Source organism: Campylobacter sp. CFSAN093227 (assembly GCF_012897855.1).
In the GTDB taxonomy this organism is placed as follows: Bacteria; Campylobacterota; Campylobacteria; order Campylobacterales; family Campylobacteraceae; genus Campylobacter_D; species Campylobacter_D jejuni.
On record NZ_CP040610.1, the window covers coordinates 1,253,341 to 1,273,105 of the forward strand.

The 19,765-nt window shown below is 30.5% G+C and carries 22 protein-coding genes and 1 pseudogene; 5 read left to right on the forward strand and 18 right to left on the reverse strand.

Annotated elements, in window-relative coordinates; genetic code table 11:
• Positions 1 to 7: 7 nt before the first annotated feature.
• On the reverse strand, positions 8 to 1,150 hold the full coding sequence (locus tag FBF06_RS06585) for a glycosyltransferase family 8 protein (protein ID WP_168977592.1): 1,143 nt from the start codon (positions 1,148 to 1,150) through the stop codon (positions 8 to 10).
• A gap of 39 nt (positions 1,151 to 1,189) precedes the next feature.
• The gene (locus FBF06_RS06590; RefSeq protein ID WP_168977593.1) at positions 1,190 to 2,008 is read right to left on the reverse strand and encodes a glycosyltransferase family 2 protein; all 819 of its coding nucleotides are present in this window, start codon (positions 2,006 to 2,008) and stop codon (positions 1,190 to 1,192) included.
• Positions 2,009 to 2,066: 58 nt separating this feature from the next.
• Here FBF06_RS06590 and FBF06_RS06595 point away from each other — a divergent pair, with 58 nt between their 5' ends.
• Entirely contained in the window at positions 2,067 to 3,026 is a 960-nt protein-coding gene (locus tag FBF06_RS06595; protein WP_032586265.1) for a glycosyltransferase family 9 protein, read from the forward strand.
• Here the strand turns inward: FBF06_RS06595 and gmhA are convergent.
• From gmhA to gmhB, 4 genes and pseudogenes are all read right to left on the reverse strand, one after another.
• Complete coding sequence (gene gmhA, locus FBF06_RS06600) at positions 3,007 to 3,567, reverse strand: D-sedoheptulose 7-phosphate isomerase (RefSeq protein WP_023890815.1); 561 nt, start codon at positions 3,565 to 3,567, stop codon at positions 3,007 to 3,009. The two genes, FBF06_RS06595 and gmhA, sit on opposite strands and share 20 nt — an antisense overlap.
• Positions 3,564 to 4,949 (reverse strand): D-glycero-beta-D-manno-heptose-7-phosphate kinase, encoded by a 1,386-nt coding sequence (gene rfaE1 / locus FBF06_RS06605; protein WP_002896702.1) that lies wholly within the window; start codon positions 4,947 to 4,949, stop codon positions 3,564 to 3,566. The genes gmhA and rfaE1 overlap by 4 nt, the downstream gene beginning before the upstream one ends.
• Entirely contained in the window at positions 4,942 to 5,895 is a 954-nt protein-coding gene (gene rfaD, locus FBF06_RS06610; RefSeq protein ID WP_002872242.1) for an ADP-glyceromanno-heptose 6-epimerase, read from the reverse strand. The genes rfaE1 and rfaD overlap by 8 nt, the downstream gene beginning before the upstream one ends.
• Positions 5,892 to 6,456: pseudogene (gmhB, locus tag FBF06_RS06615) on the reverse strand (D-glycero-alpha-D-manno-heptose-1,7-bisphosphate 7-phosphatase). The gene rfaD and the pseudogene gmhB overlap by 4 nt, the downstream one beginning before the upstream one ends.
• Positions 6,457 to 6,536: 80 nt before the next feature.
• Between gmhB and FBF06_RS06620 the strand changes: the two are divergent.
• On the forward strand, positions 6,537 to 6,839 hold the full coding sequence (locus tag FBF06_RS06620) for a cytochrome c (protein ID WP_002852762.1): 303 nt from the start codon (positions 6,537 to 6,539) through the stop codon (positions 6,837 to 6,839).
• Between the two features lie 22 nt (positions 6,840 to 6,861).
• Here FBF06_RS06620 and ccoS read toward each other — a convergent pair whose 3' ends face one another.
• Complete coding sequence (ccoS, locus tag FBF06_RS06625; protein ID WP_002852798.1) at positions 6,862 to 7,068, reverse strand: cbb3-type cytochrome oxidase assembly protein CcoS; 207 nt, start codon at positions 7,066 to 7,068, stop codon at positions 6,862 to 6,864.
• Positions 7,065 to 9,422: a heavy metal translocating P-type ATPase gene (locus FBF06_RS06630; protein ID WP_079460376.1), complete on the reverse strand. Its 2,358-nt coding sequence runs from the start codon at positions 9,420 to 9,422 to the stop codon at positions 7,065 to 7,067. Before FBF06_RS06630 ends, ccoS begins: the two co-directional genes overlap by 4 nt.
• Before the next feature lie 108 nt (positions 9,423 to 9,530).
• Here FBF06_RS06630 and rho point away from each other — a divergent pair, with 108 nt between their 5' ends.
• A complete protein-coding gene (gene rho, locus FBF06_RS06635; RefSeq protein ID WP_002852852.1) occupies positions 9,531 to 10,829 on the forward strand; it encodes a transcription termination factor Rho in 1,299 nt (432 codons plus the stop codon).
• Positions 10,830 to 10,832: 3 nt separating this feature from the next.
• Positions 10,833 to 12,362 (forward strand): DNA polymerase III subunit gamma/tau, encoded by a 1,530-nt coding sequence (locus FBF06_RS06640; RefSeq protein WP_052805599.1) that lies wholly within the window; start codon positions 10,833 to 10,835, stop codon positions 12,360 to 12,362.
• On the opposite strand, the gene FBF06_RS10040 is transcribed toward FBF06_RS06640, so the two are convergent.
• The 8 genes from FBF06_RS10040 to FBF06_RS06680 all read right to left on the reverse strand — a co-directional run bounded on the left by FBF06_RS10040 (position 12,359) and on the right by FBF06_RS06680 (position 17,862).
• Positions 12,359 to 12,688, reverse strand: a complete 330-nt coding sequence (locus FBF06_RS10040; protein ID WP_074471058.1) for a DUF2165 family protein — start codon at positions 12,686 to 12,688, stop codon at positions 12,359 to 12,361. The two genes, FBF06_RS06640 and FBF06_RS10040, sit on opposite strands and share 4 nt — an antisense overlap.
• A 13-nt stretch (positions 12,689 to 12,701) precedes the next feature.
• Entirely contained in the window at positions 12,702 to 12,881 is a 180-nt protein-coding gene (locus FBF06_RS10045; protein ID WP_074471059.1) for a DUF2165 family protein, read from the reverse strand.
• A 71-nt stretch (positions 12,882 to 12,952) separates the two neighbouring features.
• Complete coding sequence (copA, locus tag FBF06_RS06655; protein ID WP_052775081.1) at positions 12,953 to 15,052, reverse strand: copper-translocating P-type ATPase CopA; 2,100 nt, start codon at positions 15,050 to 15,052, stop codon at positions 12,953 to 12,955.
• Positions 15,052 to 15,246, reverse strand: a complete 195-nt coding sequence (locus tag FBF06_RS06660; RefSeq protein WP_002852760.1) for a cation transporter — start codon at positions 15,244 to 15,246, stop codon at positions 15,052 to 15,054. Before FBF06_RS06660 ends, copA begins: the two co-directional genes overlap by 1 nt.
• A complete protein-coding gene (gene czcD / locus FBF06_RS06665; protein WP_002873526.1) occupies positions 15,236 to 16,186 on the reverse strand; it encodes a CDF family cation-efflux transporter CzcD in 951 nt (316 codons plus the stop codon). Before czcD ends, FBF06_RS06660 begins: the two co-directional genes overlap by 11 nt.
• Positions 16,187 to 16,261: 75 nt before the next feature.
• Positions 16,262 to 16,525, reverse strand: a complete 264-nt coding sequence (locus FBF06_RS06670; RefSeq protein ID WP_002831611.1) for a zf-TFIIB domain-containing protein — start codon at positions 16,523 to 16,525, stop codon at positions 16,262 to 16,264.
• A gap of 69 nt (positions 16,526 to 16,594) precedes the next feature.
• Positions 16,595 to 17,089: a threonine/serine exporter family protein gene (locus FBF06_RS06675; RefSeq protein ID WP_002831613.1), complete on the reverse strand. Its 495-nt coding sequence runs from the start codon at positions 17,087 to 17,089 to the stop codon at positions 16,595 to 16,597.
• A complete protein-coding gene (locus tag FBF06_RS06680) occupies positions 17,086 to 17,862 on the reverse strand; it encodes a threonine/serine exporter ThrE family protein (protein ID WP_002858457.1) in 777 nt (258 codons plus the stop codon). The genes FBF06_RS06675 and FBF06_RS06680 overlap by 4 nt, the downstream gene beginning before the upstream one ends.
• Positions 17,863 to 17,928: 66 nt before the next feature.
• Between FBF06_RS06680 and FBF06_RS06685 the strand changes: the two genes are divergently transcribed.
• On the forward strand, positions 17,929 to 18,855 hold the full coding sequence (locus FBF06_RS06685; RefSeq protein ID WP_070317345.1) for an L-lactate dehydrogenase: 927 nt from the start codon (positions 17,929 to 17,931) through the stop codon (positions 18,853 to 18,855).
• On the opposite strand, the gene FBF06_RS06690 is transcribed toward FBF06_RS06685, so the two are convergent.
• Positions 18,852 to 19,454, reverse strand: a complete 603-nt coding sequence (locus tag FBF06_RS06690) for a DedA family protein (protein WP_002842592.1) — start codon at positions 19,452 to 19,454, stop codon at positions 18,852 to 18,854. The genes FBF06_RS06685 and FBF06_RS06690 overlap by 4 nt on opposite strands.
• Before the next feature lie 80 nt (positions 19,455 to 19,534).
• Positions 19,535 to 19,762 (reverse strand): hypothetical protein, encoded by a 228-nt coding sequence (locus FBF06_RS06695; protein WP_002822505.1) that lies wholly within the window; start codon positions 19,760 to 19,762, stop codon positions 19,535 to 19,537.
• Positions 19,763 to 19,765 lie beyond the last annotated feature (3 nt).

A 19,765-nucleotide genomic window follows, 5' to 3' on the forward strand; every position in this document is an offset into this window, starting at 1 on the left:
ATCCTTTTTATTTAAAATAAATTACATATGCTATAAAAATTATATTAATAATATATAAAAACACTATAGCCTTTCGAAGTTTTCTATAACTTGTTCTTAATGTATAAAGTTTAAATTCTTTTTTAACCCTTTTACCTAAACCATTAACTAAGCTTTCAATTTGTGAATTTTCTATATCTTCCTTTATCTGCATTAATTCCAAAGAAAATTCAGGAGTATTCTTTGCTGCCAACCAATATTCTTTATAAAAGGGATAAGGTATATTCTCTAAATTATCTCCAAAAATACCATAGGATAATTTGTCCCAAGGCTTAGACGGTTCCACTGTAAAATGAGCGATTTTAATATTATTTAGCTCAGTCTTAAATTCATATTGAGTATAATGAAGACTAGAATATTTTGATTGATCTCTAAATAATTTCTTGCTATTATTTACATTAGCCACCACATAGGATAATAACAAATTCCATCTCATAGGCAGTGTTAATACTTCAGTTAAGGCTATATTCAAAGCATCTTGATCTGGATATAAAGTTTTAAATTTTTTTAAAAAATCAATACTCTTATTTTCTATATTATCTCTTCTCCACCTATCAAGATTAACCAGAATAAATCCTGAATTAAAATATTTTTCAATGTTTGAAAATTTATATTTTTCTCGTCCTTTGAGAGAAAAGAATACTTTTTTATTTTTTTTATGATTATTTCCATCAAGACAAACCGCTGCTTGATAATTGTTTATATCTACACTTAAAAGCTCTCTTAAATCCCCAAAACAAAGCATATCACAATCCAAATATAAACAAATTTTTAAATCCCGAGGCAAAACGCTGGCCATTTTTATTCTATAATACGCCAAATAATTTCCTCTCCATTTTAACATTCCTTTAAATTCATCATCGTTTAAAATGTGCAATACTATTTTGCAAGGATAAATATCATTTAATTGTTTTTCCAAATTAGAAATTCTAACCTTCATTGATTCTGAAATAAAATCACTCAATATGTGAAAAACATACCCTTCATCTGTATCAAAATTACAAAATTCGGACATAGATTTATTTAAATCTGTTTTTTGTATGATACTCGTCATTAAAACTACGGCATACTTAATATAATTTTCATTTGCATTTAACACTATATGAAACATAACATTCCCCTGTTTAATCAATAAATAATTATATCTAAATTATTTCTTTTTTATTCTATTTTTTAAATCCATCTCTTCTTTCTTTAAAACCTCAAATAGCTTTTGATGAAAGGTATCATTTTCAAAGTCTAAAGAAAGCTTTCTTATAAGCTCATTACTTTTCTTTTTATCTTGATAATTTTGATTTAAAATTTCTTTATTTTTGTTTTCATATCTTCCATTTGGATTAAATTCATAATGATAAATGCAAGTTTTAAAAACAGCTATTTTCTCACAAAACATAAAATAAACATAACAAAAAAGCACATCTTCGCCATAACTTAAACGCTCATCGATTTTAACCTTTTCAAAATTTTTTAAGATGATATCTTTTCTAAAACACTTCGCCCAAACCGACCAGCAAAAATGCCTTTGTTTGCTTAAGAATTCTAAAAATTCCTTTTGATTCAAAACTTCATCTTGTTTAAAACGATAAAATTGTTTGGTTTTTACCCTATGTACAAAGGCATCAAAACAAAGCAAATCAAAACCTTTTTTCATCTCTTTAAACGCTATTTCACAAGCATCGAGTGTCAAAAAATCATCACTATCTAAAAACATTATAAAATCAGAACTAGAATGCAAAACTCCTATATTTCTACTTGCAAAAGTGCCTAAATTTTCTTCATTTTGAAAGATTTTTATTCTTGGATCTTTTTTAGCAAATTCTAAAACTATATTTAAACTATTATCTTTACTTTTATCATCGATAATCAAAATTTCAATATCTTTTAAAGTCTGATTTATACAACTTTGTAAAGCCCTTGAAATAAAATCACAAGAATTAAAAAGCGGGATTATGATCGAAAGTTGTGGCATATTTTTCCTAAATTTTGTTAAAATAATAAAAACAATTCTATCAAAGTTTAGGAAATTTATGAAAATTTTTATACATCTTCCCACTTGGCTAGGCGATGCAGTGATGGCTTCACTTGCTTTATACGCTATAAAAGAACATTTTAAAAATGCTCAATTTATCCTTTATGGATCTTTGGTTTCCACAGCACTTTTTAAAGAATTTCCTAATTCTAAAATCATCATAGAAAATAAACTATCCCGTTATAAACAAGCTCTATCTTTACGCAAAGAACTTGGTAAGATCGATTTTAGCTTTGCTTTTAGATCTGCGTTTTCTTCTAAGATTATCTTACATATTCTTAAAACAAAACAAAGATATTTTTTTGACAAAAACAAGCACAAAGAAGAACATCAAGTTTTAAAATACCTTTATTTTATAGAAAACTCACTTAGTATAAAAGCTCATTTTAAAGACTTAAAGCTTCCCTTTAAGCTAAAATTTCAAAACCCTCTTGTCTTAAAAAATGGCAAAAAAATTCTAGGAATCAACCCTGGCGCAAGCTTTGGAAGTGCAAAAAGATGGGATGCGAGTTATTTTGCTAAAGTAGCTTTAAATTTCAGCCAAAGTCATGAGATTTTAATCTTTGGTGCAGGAAAAGTCGAACAAGAACTTTGTAATGAAATTTATCAAATTTTAAAAGAACAAAACATAAAAGTAAAAAATCTTTGCAATAAAACCACCATCAAAACCCTTTGTCAAAATATTGCTTTTTGTGATCTTTTCATAACAAATGACAGTGGTCCTATGCACCTAAGTGCGGTTTATAAGGTAAAAACCGTGGCTATTTTTGGCCCTACGAAATTTACTCAAACTTCACCTTGGCAAAATCAAAACGCAAAATTAGTACACTTAGATCTAGCTTGTATGCCTTGTATGCAAAAAATCTGCCCTTTAAAACACCACAAATGCATGAAAGATTTAAAGCCTAAAAGGGTTATAGAAGAAGCTAGAAATTTACTTAAAAACCCTCATCTATAATCTGACAAAGCGTGTGTATGATTAAAATGTGCATTTCTTGAATTCTAGCCGTATCATCGCTTGGCACAACAAGATTATGATCACAAAGCTTATTCATCATTCCACCGCCCTTTCCACTAAGCCCTAAACAAAGCATATTAAGTTCTTTTGCTTTTTTAAAAGCTTCTAAAACATTGGGACTTTTTCCACTGGTTGAAATGCCGATTAAAACATCATTTTCATTTCCTAAAGCCTCCACTTGTCTTGAAAAAACAAACTCAAAACCATAGTCATTTCCTATAGCACTAAGCGCTGAAGTATCGGTTGTAAGTGCTATACCTGCTAAAGCCTTGCGTTCTTTTTTATAACGCCCACTAAGTTCAGCTGCAAAATGCTGTGCATCAGCTGCACTTCCACCATTTCCGCAAATTAAAATTTTACCACCTTTTTTAAGACATTCACATAAAAGCTCGCCTATTTTAGCGATTTGTCCTTTTAAAATTTCACTTTCTTGAACGATTTTTTGATGTTCTTGCCATTCTTTTTCTACTAAATTTATCATTTTTTATCCTTAATCTTTTCTATAATCTTACTCGTACTAAATCCTTCTTCAAAATCGATTAATTCAACTCTTGAAACCAAATTTGAACCTACAACAAGTTTATCTTTATAATCAGCTCCTTTAACCAAAATATCAGGCTTTAAAAAGCTTATAAGTTCTAAAGGTGTGTTTTCATCAAAAATCACTACAAAATCTACAAAATAAAAAGCTGCCAACATACAAGCTCTTTGAAACTCTGAATTTACAGGACGACTCTCGCCTTTGAGTCTTTTCACACTCGCATCTGAGTTCAAACCTACAATCAAAATATCGCCTAATCTTTTAGCTTTCTCAAGATATTTTATATGTCCAAAATGCACGATATCAAAACAACCATTTGTAAAAACAATCTTTTTATCATTTTGTTTTAAAAGCGTTAAAAGCTCTTCTTTATTTTTGATCTTTTTCTCAAAACTCATACTTTTAAAACTTCTAATCTCATCAAAACTCACACTCACACTACCTATTTTACTTACCACAACGGCTGCAGCTTCATTGGCAAGTTCACAAGCTTTAAAAATTTCAATCCCATTTGCCAAACAAAAAGCCAAAACGGCAATCACACTATCACCCGCTCCTGTTACATCATAAACTTCTAAGGCTTTAGCAGGTGCGATTTTTAAACCCTCATCAAAAAGCGCAATCCCCACTTCTGAAAGAGTGATGATAGAATAACGCAAAGAAAAATCTTCTTTTAATTTTTTAATCCCTTTTTCTAAATTTTCACCCTCTAAATTTTCAAATTTCAAAGCTTCTAAAGCTTCTTTTTTATTAGGCGTGAGTAAGGTTGCACCGCTATATTTACTAAAATCACTGCCTTTAGGATCAACTAAAACAGGAATATTTAAAGCCTTAGCCTTTTTTATCACAGCCTTGCAAACCTTAGGCGTTAAAATACCCTTAGCATAATCGCTTAAAACCACAGCTTTAAAATCTTTAATCTTTTCATCAAACAAAGCTATAAGTTCATTTTCAAGCAAAATCTCACTTGTATCTTCTTCATCTAGTCTTAAAACCTGCTGATTGTGTGCCATAATGCGATTTTTAAAAGGGGTTTTGCGTCCTTTTTGGATCAAAAATTCTCCTTTTAAATTTTCTTGTAAAAATTTCCCACTCTCATCATCACCCACAACACCAAGCGCAAAAACATCAGCCCCTAAACTTTTTAAATTTGCATAAACATTCGCAGCCCCGCCTAATCTTTTATCTTCCTTAAGAGTTTTAGCTACCAAAACAGGGGCTTCAGGACTGATACGCGAACAATCACACCAAGTATAATTATCCACCATAAAATCCCCTATAATCAAAATTTTAGGTTTTTGCTGGCTTAAAAACTCAAGCATTTACTTCCTTTTCAAAAAGTCTTTTTATCTCATCTAAATAATCTTTAATCCCCTCTTCAAGACTAAATTTTGGTTGATAATCCCAAGTTTGATCTAGTTTTGCTTCAGTATGGAATTGATAAGATTTTACATAAGGATTTGGGATATATTCACAAGGCAAATCAGTCTTTAACTCTTTTTGCAAAATATCAACTATATCTTGAAAGGTTCTTGCTTTACCACTGCCTACATTATAAACCCCACATTTTGAATCAAGGGCGATTAAATTAGCACTAATAACATCTTTAATATAAGTAAAATCCCTATAAATTTGATCACTTCCTTCAAACAATCGTGGATTTTTTCCTGCTAAAATTTGATGGCCAAATTGCAAAACCATAGAAGCGGTTTTGTTTTTATAAAATTCGCCTTTTCCATAAACATTAAAATATCTAAGTCCTACCAAATGAGCTTTATCGTAATATTTTTTCGCTAACTTATCCATCATCAATTTTGAAAAAGCATAAGGATTTTTTGGTTCTTCATCCTTACCTACAGTTTGTGGACTTTTTGCATCACCATAAACCGAAGCTGAACTTGCATAAATAAGCTTTGCATTAAGATCTATGCTAAGTTCTATAAAATCTTTAAAAGTATTTAAATTGGTTTGCAAAACCTTAGTTTGATCAAAAACCGTAGTGTCTGAAATTGCTGCTTGATGAAAAATAATCTCTGGCTTAAAATCTTCAATCTTTTTTAAAACTTTTTCATCGTTAATATCGCCTGCAAAAAGTTCTCCATCAAATTCAAGTAAATTTTTAAAATGTCCAAAACTTTGTAAATTTCCATTTTCAAAAGTCGCACTGCTACGCATTTTATCAATGATTAAAATTTCATGTTTTTCTTGCAAATTTAAAGCCAGTTGCGAACCTATAAATCCTGCACCACCTGTGATTGCTACTCTCATTTAAATGTCCTTTTCTTTAAAAAACTCAAAATTTCTTTTAAATTTTTAAATTGTCTAAAAAAATCGCCTTCTTTTTTTTCTTCATTTACCAAAATCAAAGTGCCAATATTAGCATTTAACCCTGCTTGCATATCGCTTAGATTATCTCCGATAAAAATAGAATTTTTCATATCTAAATTAAACTCATCTTTTGCTTTTAAAAGCATTCCTGCTTTAGGTTTGCGACATTCACAACCTTCTAAATGCGGACAATGATAAATTTTATCAATTTTTATACCTTGTTTAGTAAATTCTTTAAGCATATAATCACAAAGCTTAAAAAAATCACTTTCCTTATAATATCCTCTTGCAATGCCTGATTGATTTGTAGCTATAAAAAGCAAATATTTTTTAGCTAAAAAATATCTACAAAGTTCAAAAATTCCATCACAAAATTCAAAATCTTCTATTTTATAGACATATTTTTTATCTATATTAATCACACCGTCTCTATCTAAAAATAATGCTTTTGTTTTCATAAAAAACATTATAATATAGCTTTTTTGAAAAGAAAATAAACATTATCTTTATTTTCTTAAGATTTTTATAAAAATAAAGATATATAATATCTGGCAATCTAATTTTTACTGAGGAGAAATCAAATGAAAAAATTATTAGTAGTTTCTGCTTTGGCATGTCTTGGTGTTTCTGCTTTTGCTGCAGATGGTGCTACACTTTTTAAAAAATGCGCAGTATGCCATGGTGCAAATGCTGACAAAGTTTACTTAAACAAAGTTCCAGCCTTAAAAACTCTTTCTTCTGCTGAAAGACTTCAATACATGAAAGAATATTCAGAAGGTAAAAGAAATGCTTATGGTCAAGGTGCGATCATGAAACTTAACCTTAAAGGTTTAACTGAAGAAGATTTTAAAGCTATCGAAGCTCATATTGAAACTTTAAAATAATTTCTAAAAAAGGCTTTCCTTTTTAAGAAAGCCTTTTTTTATCCAAAGCTTCTTTTTTACGTCTTTCTAATTCTATAGCATCACGTAAAGAATCCTCATCATCATTTAAAGTAGTAAATTTATAATCATCATCAAATTGCTTATTTTTAATCCCCCAAAGCAAAGTTGCCAAAATGATAAAAAACGCTAAGATAGAAACTCCTATCATCATCATGATTATACTATTCATTCTTTAATCCTTAAAGCATTTAAAACGACTATTATACTACTAAAAGACATAGAAATAGCAGCAAATAAAGGATTTATCATACCCAAAAAAGCCAAAGGTATGGTGCAAGCATTATAAAACAAAGAAAAAGCAAGGTTTTGCTTGATAATTTTAAAGGTGTTTTTAGATAATTTGATGGCTTTTTTTAAAGAAAGCAAGTCATTTTTCAAAAGCAAAACATCACTACTTTCTATAGCTAGATCACTTCCTTCTCTTAAAGTCATTGAAACACTTGCGTATTTTAAAGCTAGTGCATCATTTACCCCATCACCTACAAATAAAACTTTGTAATTTTTACTTAAATTTTCTATAGTTTTCATCTTATCTTCAGGCAAACAAGAAGCTTGATAATTTTGAATTTCTAACTTTTTAGCGATTTTTTCCACTGCTTTTTGATGATCGCCACTAAGTATCATTAATTCTTTCTTTTCTTTTTTAAGATAAGCGATAAGCTCTTTTGCACCTTCTCTTAAAACACTATCAAACTCAAAAAAAGCTAAAATTTTACCTTCCTTGGCAAAAATAAAATGTGTATTATCAAATTCTTTAGCCACAATACCCTTTTCTTGCAAAAATTTAGAACTTCCGCCTAAAAGCAACCCTTCATTTAACTCAGCACTTAAACCTTTAGCTTGAATACTTGAATGCTTTTTAAAATTCAAATTTAAATCCTTAGCTCCTTTTTGCTTTAAATACGACGCAATATTTTGAGATATAGGATGTTTAGAAAGTTTTACAAAATTATAAAGCTCGTTTAAATCAAGCGCTTTATCTAAAAAAACCTCTTTAAGTTCAAGCTCTATTTTGGTTAAAATACCCGTTTTATCAAATACCACGCAATCACATTTGCTTAAATCTTCTATCACACTAGAACTTTTAAACAAAATATGCTTTTTTAAAGCCCTACCTAAGGCCACAAGATTGCTCACTGGCGTTGCTAAAGCCAAAGCACAAGGACAAGCGATAATCAAAACTGCAATCGCATTGACTAAAGAAATTTCAAAACTTGCATCTTTATAAAAAAACCAAAAAGCAAAACAAATAAAAGCGATCAATAAAACCGTTCTAGAAAAATAAGCCAAAAGACTATTGACCAAACTTTCAAGTTTTGCTTTTTTAGAACTCGCAAGTTCTAAAAGCTGGATAATTTGACTGAGTTTTGAATCTTTGTAAAGCTTTGTTGCTTCATACTCCACACTTCCATCAAGCACTATACAAGCTGAAAAAATTTCATTTTCTTTTTGTATGAGTTTTGGAATACTTTCTCCATTTAAAGAAGAGGTATCCACACTCATTTCACCACTTTTACAAATCCCATCGATTAAAATTTTATCTCCAGTTTTAAGTAAAATTCTATCTCCTAAACAAACCTTTTGCACTTCTTTAGAAACAAATTCTTTACCATCAAAAACCAAAACTTCATTTTGCAAAAAATCATTAAGCCCATCTATGGTATCTAAAGCACGCTTTTTGCTAAACATCTCAAGATATTTACCTATAAATACAAAGCAAATTATCATCGCCACAGAGTCAAAATACACTTCCCCCACCCTAAAAAACATAGCCCATAAAGAATAAACATAAGCCAAACTCGCTCCGCTAATCACCAATACATCCATATTTAAACTATGCATTTTTAAAGTTTTAAAAGCGCTTTTATAAAAATGAGATCCCGTATAAAAAAGCACAGGAGAACAAAGGATAAATTCAGCAAAATTTAAAATATCCTTAGTGTCCTTATCCATACCGCTAAAAAATCCTGCGTATTTTGCCACTGCTATCCACATGATATTCATCACACAAGCTATAGCCACAACAAGCTTAGAATAAAATTCCCTTTTTAGTAAATCCGCTTTTTTTGAAGCCTTGCTCGCATCATAAGCACTCGCTTTATAGCCTATGCTTTCAATAAGTCTTAAAATTTGCACCAAAGAAATGCTTTGCTCATCAAAAACAATGCGTGCTTTATGGTTTAAATGATTAATATCAAGTTCTAAAATTCCTTCTTGTTTGGTTAAAATTTTCTCATTAAGCCACACACAAGCTGCGCATTCTATACCGTGTATCATGAGATAAATTTCACTAAATCCTTCTTTGGTTTTAGTGATAAACTCATCATAATTTTTCATTTCATTTTGAAAATTTACAGGGCTTAAAGTTTGATTTCCAAGCTTTTCATAAAACTCATCTAATCCACTTTCATGCAAAATTTCCCAAACGCTCTTGCAACCTTTACAACAAAAAAATTTACCCTTATACTCTATCATTTGGGCTTGTTTATAATCAAGTTTGCAATGTTCACATTTCATAATCATTCTTTAAAAAAATATTTTTTATAATTATAAACAAATTTGACAAAAAGTGCATTTTTTTATTAAAATCACATTTTACAAAAATTATTCTGCTAAATCTTACGAGGACTTATGGAAAAAGAAAAAAAACAACATCAAAGAACCCACGTTCCAGTGGAAGGTTATAAAATCGAAGAATTAAAATTATTAGATTTAGAAAATCTAGTTAAAATCGCCAATGAATGTGAAATCGAAAACCCAAGAGAATTTCGCCGCCAAGAACTTATTTTTGAAATTTTAAAAGCACAAACAAAAAAAGGCGGTTTTATACTTTTTACAGGGATTTTAGAAATTTCTTCCGAAGGTTATGGCTTTTTAAGAGGTATGGACTCTAATCTTAGCGATAGTGTTAATGACGCTTATGTTTCAAATTCACAAATTAAAAAATTTGCTCTGCGTGTAGGCGATATCGTTACAGGACAAGTTAGAGAACCAAAAGATCAAGAAAAATACTACGCTCTTTTAAAAATCGAAGCGATCAATTATCTGCCTTTACAAGAAGCCAAAGAAAGACCTTTGTTTGATAACTTAACCCCTATTTTTCCAACAGAAAAAATCAAACTCGAATACGATGCAATGAAGCTTACAGGTCGTGTTTTGGATCTTTTTACTCCTATAGGAAAAGGACAACGCGGGCTTATCGTTGCTCCACCACGCACAGGTAAAACAGAGCTTATGAAAGAACTTGCTACTGCTATTGCAAAAAACCACCCAGAAATGCATTTAATCGTACTTTTAGTCGATGAAAGGCCTGAAGAAGTTACCGATATGCAAAGATGTGTAAAAGGCGAAGTTTTTAGTTCTACTTTTGATTTACCTGCTTATAATCATGTGCGTGTAGCTGAACTCGTGATAGAAAAAGCCAAAAGAATGGTAGAAACAGGCAAAGATGTTATCATCTTGCTTGATAGTATCACAAGACTGGCACGTGCTTATAACACCGCAACTCCAAGCAGCGGAAAAGTCCTAAGCGGCGGGGTGGATGCTAATGCCCTACACAAACCAAAACGCTTCTTTGGTGCAGCTAGAAATATAGAAAATGGAGGCTCTTTAACTATAGTTGCTACAGCTTTAATTGATACAGGTTCAAGAATGGATGATGTGATTTTTGAAGAATTTAAAGGCACAGGAAATAGCGAAATAGTTCTTGATAGAAATATCGCCGATAGAAGAATTTATCCTGCGATTAATATCATCAAATCAGGAACAAGAAAAGAAGAATTACTCCAAGGCGTAGCAAATCTTCAAAAAATTTGGGCGATCCGTTCAGCGATTTCTCAAATGGATGATGTTGAAGCGTTGAAATTTTTATATTCTAAAATGCTTAAAACCAAAGACAATGTAGAACTTTTATCTATAATGAACGAGTAAAAAATGCTTCAAGCTTTAGCGATTAAATACAGACCAAAAACTTTTGATGAACTTATAGGACAAAAGACAGTTAGCGTAAGTTTAAAATACGCCCTAAATCATAATCGCTTAGCTCATGCTTATCTTTTTTCAGGACTTAGAGGAAGTGGAAAAACTTCAAGTGCTAGAATTTTTTCTCGTGCTTTAGTTTGCGAACAAGGACCAAGTGATACTCCATGTGGCACTTGCAAACACTGTCTTGCAGCACTTGAAGGCAAACATATAGACATTATAGAAATGGATGCTGCAAGCAACCGTGGGCTTGAAGATATACAAGCCTTAATCGAACAAACCAAATACACCCCTTCTATGGCAAGATTTAAAATTTTCATCATTGATGAAGTACATATGCTTACCCCACAGGCTGCAAATGCGCTTTTAAAAACCTTAGAAGAACCCCCAAGTTATGTTAAATTTATACTTGCAACCACAGATCCTTTAAAACTTCCAGCTACTGTGCTTTCAAGAACACAACATTTTCGCTTTAAACAAATTCCACAGAGTGAAATTTTAAATCATCTTAAAGAAATTTTACTTAAAGAAAATGTTAAATTTGAAGAAGAAGCTTTAAAATTTATAGCAAGAAGCGGCAATGGATCTTTAAGAGATACTTTAACCTTGCTTGATCAAGCCATTATTTTTTGTCAAAATGAAATCAGCATTAGTAAAATTACAGATATGTTAGGCTTTTTAGATCCTGAAAAAATCAAAGCCTTTTATCAGGCTATCTTAACAAAAGACAAGGAAAAAGTTTTTGCATACTTAGAAGAATTACAAGACTATGAAGCCTCAAGCGTGATTGATGAAATGCTTTTTTATTTAAAAGAAAGCTTTTTTGCAAAAAGTACGGAATTTTCTATTTTAATTTATGAAAGATTTTTCCGTATTTTATCAAAAGCTAAAAATATGCTTTGCGATGATGATAGCTTTACGCTTTGTGTTATGGCTTTTATGATGATGGAAGCAAGCCATTTAAAAGAAATTGATGCACAAATCCAAGAAATCAAACAAGAAAATATAACAAATATTACACCTAGGATCACACCTTCTCCTATCATACCTCATCTTGAGAAAAAAATAGAAAAAAATGCTTATGAAATCTTGCTTGATAGTATTTATGATAGGGATTTTGATCTTGCAGAATGCTTTAAACAAAGCACGAAATTTATTAGTTTTGAAAACAATACTTTAAATATAAACTCAAACGCACAAGGACAAAATCGCGATACGCTCAATAAAGGTTTTAAACTCATACAAGAACTTTTTAAAGCTAAATTTGGAGAAAATGCTAAAATTAATGTGCAAAAAGCACTAACAATTGATGAAAATAAGCTTCAATCCTTAACTCAAGAATTACCAAACAATGAAAATAAAAACATAGATATTCAAAGTTCTATTAATATGCTTAAAGAAGGGGCCAAAAAATTTGACCTACAAGAAGATCTTAAAGAGGCTCTTAAAGATTGTTTTGGAGAGCCTAGTATAGAAAATTAATCATCATTTTTAAGAGAGATGAAAATCAAAGCTAAAAACATATAAGTTACCAATCTTGTAGCATCAGGTAAACCGTTCCAAACCTTGCTCATCCACATTCCAAACCATTCTGCAGCAACTACTTGGAAGGCAAAAAACCATAAAATACAACAACAAGTTAAAGAAATAATCCCAAAAATCTTAGCATTATGAAAGCTTTGGGCATCTAAATTTCTAGCTTTAAACATATCATAAGCACCTTTTAGAGCTGTTAAGGTAATAAAAGTTTCAAAAAGAATAATTGCTATATAGCCTATATGATGAATCACAGGAGAAGTAATAGCCATATAAACTACAGCATTACCTAAATAAATCAGGCTTTGTATCCATACTCATCACATGCGAAACAAATTGGAAATTAGAATTGTAATCTGTCACATTTCCAAAAACCACTATACCTGCTAACGATACAACGGTAAGCAAAATAATAATTTTTGAAAATCTAATTATTTTGCTTATGCAAAAACATTTTTGTTGCATTTATACTCTTTTAATAATATATTTTAGTAATATTAATTATATATAATATATTATTAATAAAAATTAAATTTTTAAATTCTTTTAAGTCTTAAAGAATTAAGCACTACAGTAATAGAACTAAAACACATTGCAAGTGCTGCTATATGAGGACTTAAAGAGATAAAAGGTATAAATCCTGCCGCGATAGGAATGCAAAGCACATTATAAATAAAAGCCCAAAAAAGATTTAGCTTAATAATACCGCGTGTTTTTTTAGCAAGTTTAAAACATTTAAAAATCGCTGATAAATCATCTTTTATCAAGATAAAATCTCCTGTTTTTTTAGCAAGTTCATTTGCCTTTGAAAAACTCATACTCACACTTGCAGCAGATAAAGCCGCCGCATCATTGATCCCATCTCCTACAAAAAGAGTTTTTTTAAATTTTTGAATGATTTGTAGTTTTTCTTCACTCTTAAGCTGAGCGTGAAATTCGTCTATTTGTAATTCTTTGGCTATTTTTTCTACATTTTTTACATGATCGCCGCTTAAAATAAAAGTTTTAAGATTTTGCTTTTTTAAATTTAACACAAGCTCTTTGGCTCCATCTTTTAAAGCATTGCTTAACAAAACACCGCCTAAACACTTTTTATTCTTAGCAAAATACACCCTAACATATTCTTTAAAAGTATCAAAAAAGATATCACTTTCTTTTGTGTCAATTTCATTTTCGTGCAAAAACTGTGCATTGCCTACGAGATAATTATCATTATCTTCTTTGTATTTTATACCAGAACCCACAATCACTCTTCCCTCACCCTTTAAATCAAAAAAATGATCTTTATGTAAAGCCTTAGCTATAGGATGAGAGCTTAAACTTTCAATTTGACATAATTTATCAAAATCATCTTTAGAAAGATTGTGTTTAAAAATACTCAAATTTTCCTTTGTTAATGTACCCGTTTTATCAAAAAAAGCATACTTAACTAAGGCTAATTTTTCTAAAGCAGCAGGATTTTTAATAAGAATGAAATTTTTTGCCGCATTTGCACTTGCCACAACCAAAGCTATAGGCGTTGCAAGACCTAAAGCACAAGGACAAGAGATCAAAAGCACAGCACAAGAGTGTAAAAAAGCTGTATTTAAATCTGCTTTTAGCGCCCAAAAAACAAAAACTAAAAAAGCAAAAAATATTATACCCCCTACAAAGTATTTAGAAATTTGATCTGCTAAATTTGCCAAAGGACTTTTGATATTTCCTGCTTCAAAAACTAGATTTTTGATTTGTTCTAAAGTACTATCCATAGCCTTTTTATTTGCCTTAATCCTTAAAGCACCATTTAAAACCACTCCTCCTGCTTGAACTTCATCGCCTTCTTTTTTTAAAACAGGTAAAAACTCCCCATTTAAAAAACTCATATCAAGCTCTGCACTTCCTAAAAGCACCACTCCATCTGCGACAATGCTTTCTCCTTCTTTTACCAAAAGCACATCACCACTTTTGACAAAAGAACTTGGAATTTCTTTGATACTTTCATCTTCAAGCAAAATTTTTGTCTTTTTTGTGTCTATATTTTCTAAAATTCTTTGATAATCTTGTGCCTTAAATTTAGCCTTACTTTCAAGATATTTTCCTAAAAGCACAAAGGAAATAATCATCATTGCACCACTAAAATACAAATCTTCTTCTTTGAAAATTTGCAAATACACCAAAAAAGAATACACAAAAGCACTCAAAGTCCCCAAAGCTACAAGGGTATTCATATCTAAATTTTTGCTTTTAAAGCCTAAAAAAGCATGAGAAAAAAAGTCTCTCCCACAATAAAATATCCCAAAAAAACTCAAAGCCATTTGGATATTTTGAGAAAAAGAACTTTTAACAAACATTTCAAAATACATAATAATCACACTCAAAACTATACTTAAGAGCAAATTTTTTCTTAATTCTAAGTGTTTTTTTGCCTTGTATGCGTTCAAGCTTTGTTCATCTTCTAAAATTTCAAAGCCTAAATTTTGAATTTTTGCGATGATATCCTTGCGTTTTTCTTGATCTTCAAGTAAAAAAACCCCGCTAGAATTCACATAAGAAACACTAGCATCTTTAACACCATCAATTTTTTTACAAGCTCTTTCTATAGCATTAGAACAATTAACGCAAGTCATTTTGCCTATTTTTATACGCAATTCTTCCATTATAAACGCTCTACGATCTCGAAACCTAAATCTTGAAATTCTTTTGTAAAATTTGATACTTGATTTTCTTCTAAATTTAAACTTAAAATTTTTTGCTCCAAATCCACTTCTATATTTCCAAATTCATCTTCAAGAGAATTTTTGATCAAATTTACACAATTCATGCAATTAACATTTTTTACTTTAAATTTCATTTTCACTCCTTATAGGTTGTATGGTAATGTGCCCGATTTCAAATTCATGCAATAACTTATGAGATAAATCCTGAGATAGTTTTTCAAATTCCTTTAGATTGCAAACTCTTACTTTTAAATGCATAGAGGCTACTAGCATTTTATTAGTGATTTGAGTAATATGCAAATCCACTACTTCATCCACACTAGGATTTAAAAGCAAAACTTGTCTTACTTTTTCTATATCCACAGGAGAACTTTCAAGCAAGACATTAGCGCTTTGTTTAAGCAAGATAATCGCCCATCTTAAAAGCAAGATTGATAATACAATAGCTAAAATCGTATCTATATAAACAATACCGCTAAAATACACCACGATCCCACCTATAATAACCGCTAAAGAACCCAATAAATCGCTCATCATATGCAAAAAAGCGGACTTCATATTGACATTTTCTAAATTTGCACCCTTAAACATCATCAAAGCATTAATCCCATTTACCAAAAAGCCCAAAATAGCTACAATTATCATGGTTTTAGCGTCAATTTCTTTTGGATTGATAAATTTTTCTATAGCCTCATAAATGATAAATAAAGCCGATAAAATAATGGTTAAAGCATTGATAAAAGCCACTAAAACTTCAAGACGAAAATACCCAAAGGTCTTTTGATGATCTTGCCATTTTTCTACGGCTATAATGGCTAAAAAACTAAGAGCTAAGGCAAAAACATCAGAAAACATATGCAAAGTATCGCTTAAAAGTGCCAAAGAATTTGAAAGGATTGAATAAATAAATTGCACAAGCATCATAGAAAAAGTCATTAAAAGAGAAATTTTTAAAATCTTTTTATCCATACTCCTTGCATCAGCATGGGAATGATGATGTTCATGAGAATGTTCTTCGTGATTATGATGACAAGATTTGTTAGCTAAAGGCTCGTGTGATAAAAATTTATACATCTTATATCCTTTTTTGCTTGACATTTTAAGATATTAAGCTAAAAAGGATATAAATATTTGTTATTTTTATAAAAATTAAAAGTCAAAAAGCTCGCCTAGCCAACTTTCTTTCTTTTTCTTTTTATAATAGTCATTGTGCTGATGATAAGCTGAGTCATTATATCTTGACTCTTGTCTTGGAGCTTGGTTAAAATTTGCTGTATTAGGGACACTGCGTTCTATGATTTTGTCAAGCTCTCCACGATCAAGCCAAACGCCACGACACTTTGGACAATAATCAATCTCAACTCCACTCCTATCACTCATAACCAAATCTACATTACAAACTGGACATAACATACAATACCTTTTTTTAAATTTTTGACTTAAAATTATAAAAAGAAATATTAAACAAATTTACAACAAGTTTTAATGTTTTTTTGCATGTCTAGTCATCATAAAACTTTGTTCAAAAAATATAAGCAAGGTAACACTCACTCCTATAGCTAGAGCCAAAGTCACAGAAACAGTTGTAAAAAAATAATCAAAAAATTGAACTAAAAATTCAGACTTAGCCTTCAAATCATCACTGCGTATAAAAGAAATAAGATACAAAATCGCTTTATAAGCATAAATTCCAGGTATCATAGGAATAAGAGCAGGGAAAGCGATAATTTCAGCAGGAGTTTTGATGATTTTTGCTAAAACAATTCCTAAACATCCTATGCAAAATGAAGCAACAAAAGTTGCAATTGCTAAAGTTTGAAAATGAAAATATTCCACCAAGGTAAAACGAAGTCCATGTGCAATTGCCGCTAAAAGAGCAGATAAAATAAGGGTTTTTAAAGGTGGATTACAAGCATAAGCAAAGCCAAATCCCGCCACAGCAGCAAAAAACATATCTCTTAAAATAAATTCAATCATCTTAAAATCCCAAAATCCGAAATACTAAGCGTCATGTAAATTCCAAGTGCTATACAACAAATCAAAATAGCCACGCTGATAATACGGCTAAGCCCCATTAAAATATGATCTTTTAATATATCAATCACAGAATTTATAAAAAATACCCCTGGTATAAGATACAAGATACTAGAACCCAAAGCCACATCAGAAGTATTGGTATATCCCATATCCAGTCCAAAAAATACAAACCATGATGAGATAAAAGAACAAAGGATGTATTGAATTCTTAAATCAATCTTTGCTTTAGTTAAAATATATCTTAATAACAATCCCACAAAAGTTGCAAAAAATACTAAATTTCCAGCACCAAAATCACCACCAAAAAGCCTGCAAAAAGCCGAATTTGCCATAGAAACAAATAAAAGATTAAGCAAATAAGAATGCTTTTTTTGTTGAGAAATTTGCCCAAAAACGACTTTTGCTTTTTCAAGATCGTATTTGTGATCATATATAGCCCAGCTTAAAGCACTTAAATCAAAAATAAGTTTAAAATTAACATGGGCATGATGATTGGGTATAACATAAGTTCTTTGAATGGAGTTATCATCCATATCTACAACATTTAAAGTAATATGATGAAAAAAGAAATTGATATTTATCTCATAGCCATAAACCTCAGCTATTCTTCCTACGCATTTTGCCACCCTAGCTGTATAAGTTCCAGCACCTAGCAAAGTTTTAGTATATACGATTAAAAAATTAGTTAATCTTTGTATATCAGGTTTTTCCATATTTTAATAATCTTTGATTGAATTTGTTATAATTATAGCAAATTTTAAAATAAATAAGGAGAAAAAATGGCAAAAATCGGTATAGTTGGTTTAGGTTATGTAGGAGCTGCTAGTGCTTATAGCATAGTTACTCAAGGAATTTGTTCAGAACTTTACTTATATGATATAAGGCAAGACTTAGCTCTAGCTCATGCAAGAGATTTGGAAGATATGTCAGCCATTGATTTTTCTTATACAAAAATTTTTCATGTGCCAAATTTAGAAAATTTAGCTTCTTGCGATATTATCATTTTAGCTTTTAGAAAAGAAAGCTTAAAAGAATTACCTAGTCGCTTAGTAGAACTTCAAAACAATATCCTCGAACTTAAAGACATTGTCTTAACCTTAAAAAATGCTAATTTTAAAGGCAAATACATTGTCGCAACAAATCCAAATGACACCATAACTTACTACACTCAAGTATTAAGCCAATTACCTAAAAATCATGTTTTTGGTAGTGGAACAAATTTAGATAGTTCAAGACTTAAGAAATTTTTAGCCAAAGATTTAAACATAAATTCAAAAGATATTTTTGCTTGTATGATTGGCGAACATGGAGATTCTCAGTTTGCAGCACTTTCTAATGCAAGCGTTTTAGGACAAAATTTATTAAATTTTTATAAGCAAAAATTAGGCAAAGATTTAGACATACAAGAACTCGAAAAAGCCGTGATTAGCGAGGGATATTTCATCTATGAACGCAAAGGAAGAACAGAATTTGGCATAGGAACTTCTTGTGCAAATTTAGCCAAAGCCATCCTAGAAGATAGAAAAAGTTTACATCCTGTAAGTGTGGTTTTTGATGATATAGCTTTTTCAATGCCCGCTATCATAGGAAAAGATGGTATAGAAAAGGTTTTTGAATTAAAATTCAATGAAAAAGAAAAAATAAAATTAGAAAATTCAAAACAACAAATCAAAAACGCCATACAAAGCGTAAAAGATAAAATTTAAGCCTTTTTAAAAGGCTTTTTGATTTTAATATAAATTAAACTTGCTAAAATCACAAAAACAATTATAATAATTAAAATTTGAGTTAAATAAGTTTTAATCAACTCTTCATTTTGTCCTATATAATAACCCAAAAATACAAGTATAGCCACCCAAATAGCACTACCAAGTGCAGTAAAAAGTATAAAATTTACAAGTTTCATTTTTACCAAACCTGCAGGCATAGAGATGTACTGACGAATCCCTGGTAAAAGACGACAAGTAAAGGTTGAAAATTCCCCATGTTTGTTGAAAAATTCTTCAAATTTAGCAAATTTGGCTTCGTTTATACCAAAATACTTACCCCATTTTAATACAAAATTTTTACCCCAAAAAAAGCAAATATAATAATTAATCAAAGCCCCTAAAACAGAACCTAAAGTCCCACTAAGTATACAAAGAGTGATATCAAGTTCGCCTTTATGTGCCAAATATCCAGCAGGTATCATAACAACTTCACTTGGAAAAGGTATAAAACAACTCTCTAAGGTCATTAAGATAATAATACCCAAATACCCCCAAGCACTAGCCGTCTCAACAATAAAAGAAATGATTTCTTGCATATTAGCCTTATTTGAAGAAAATTTTAAAAAATTGTAGCTTAAAAGATTAAACAGTAAAAAGCGGTTTTACACCGCTTTTTTTATTTACCTGCAACTGAAACTTGATTTGGATTGTCCGCTGCACGAGCGATCATACACTCTTTTAAAACAGCAGCATCAGCTGGATCGCTAACTTTTTTATTAATCCAGCGTTCAACTTGTTTCATTGTTTTTGACTCTGGCTCTGGAGCTTCGTATTTTGCCATCAAACTTGCACAATCAGCCAAAGCAATGATAGGTAATAAACTTGCAAAAAGTATTTTTCTCATCTT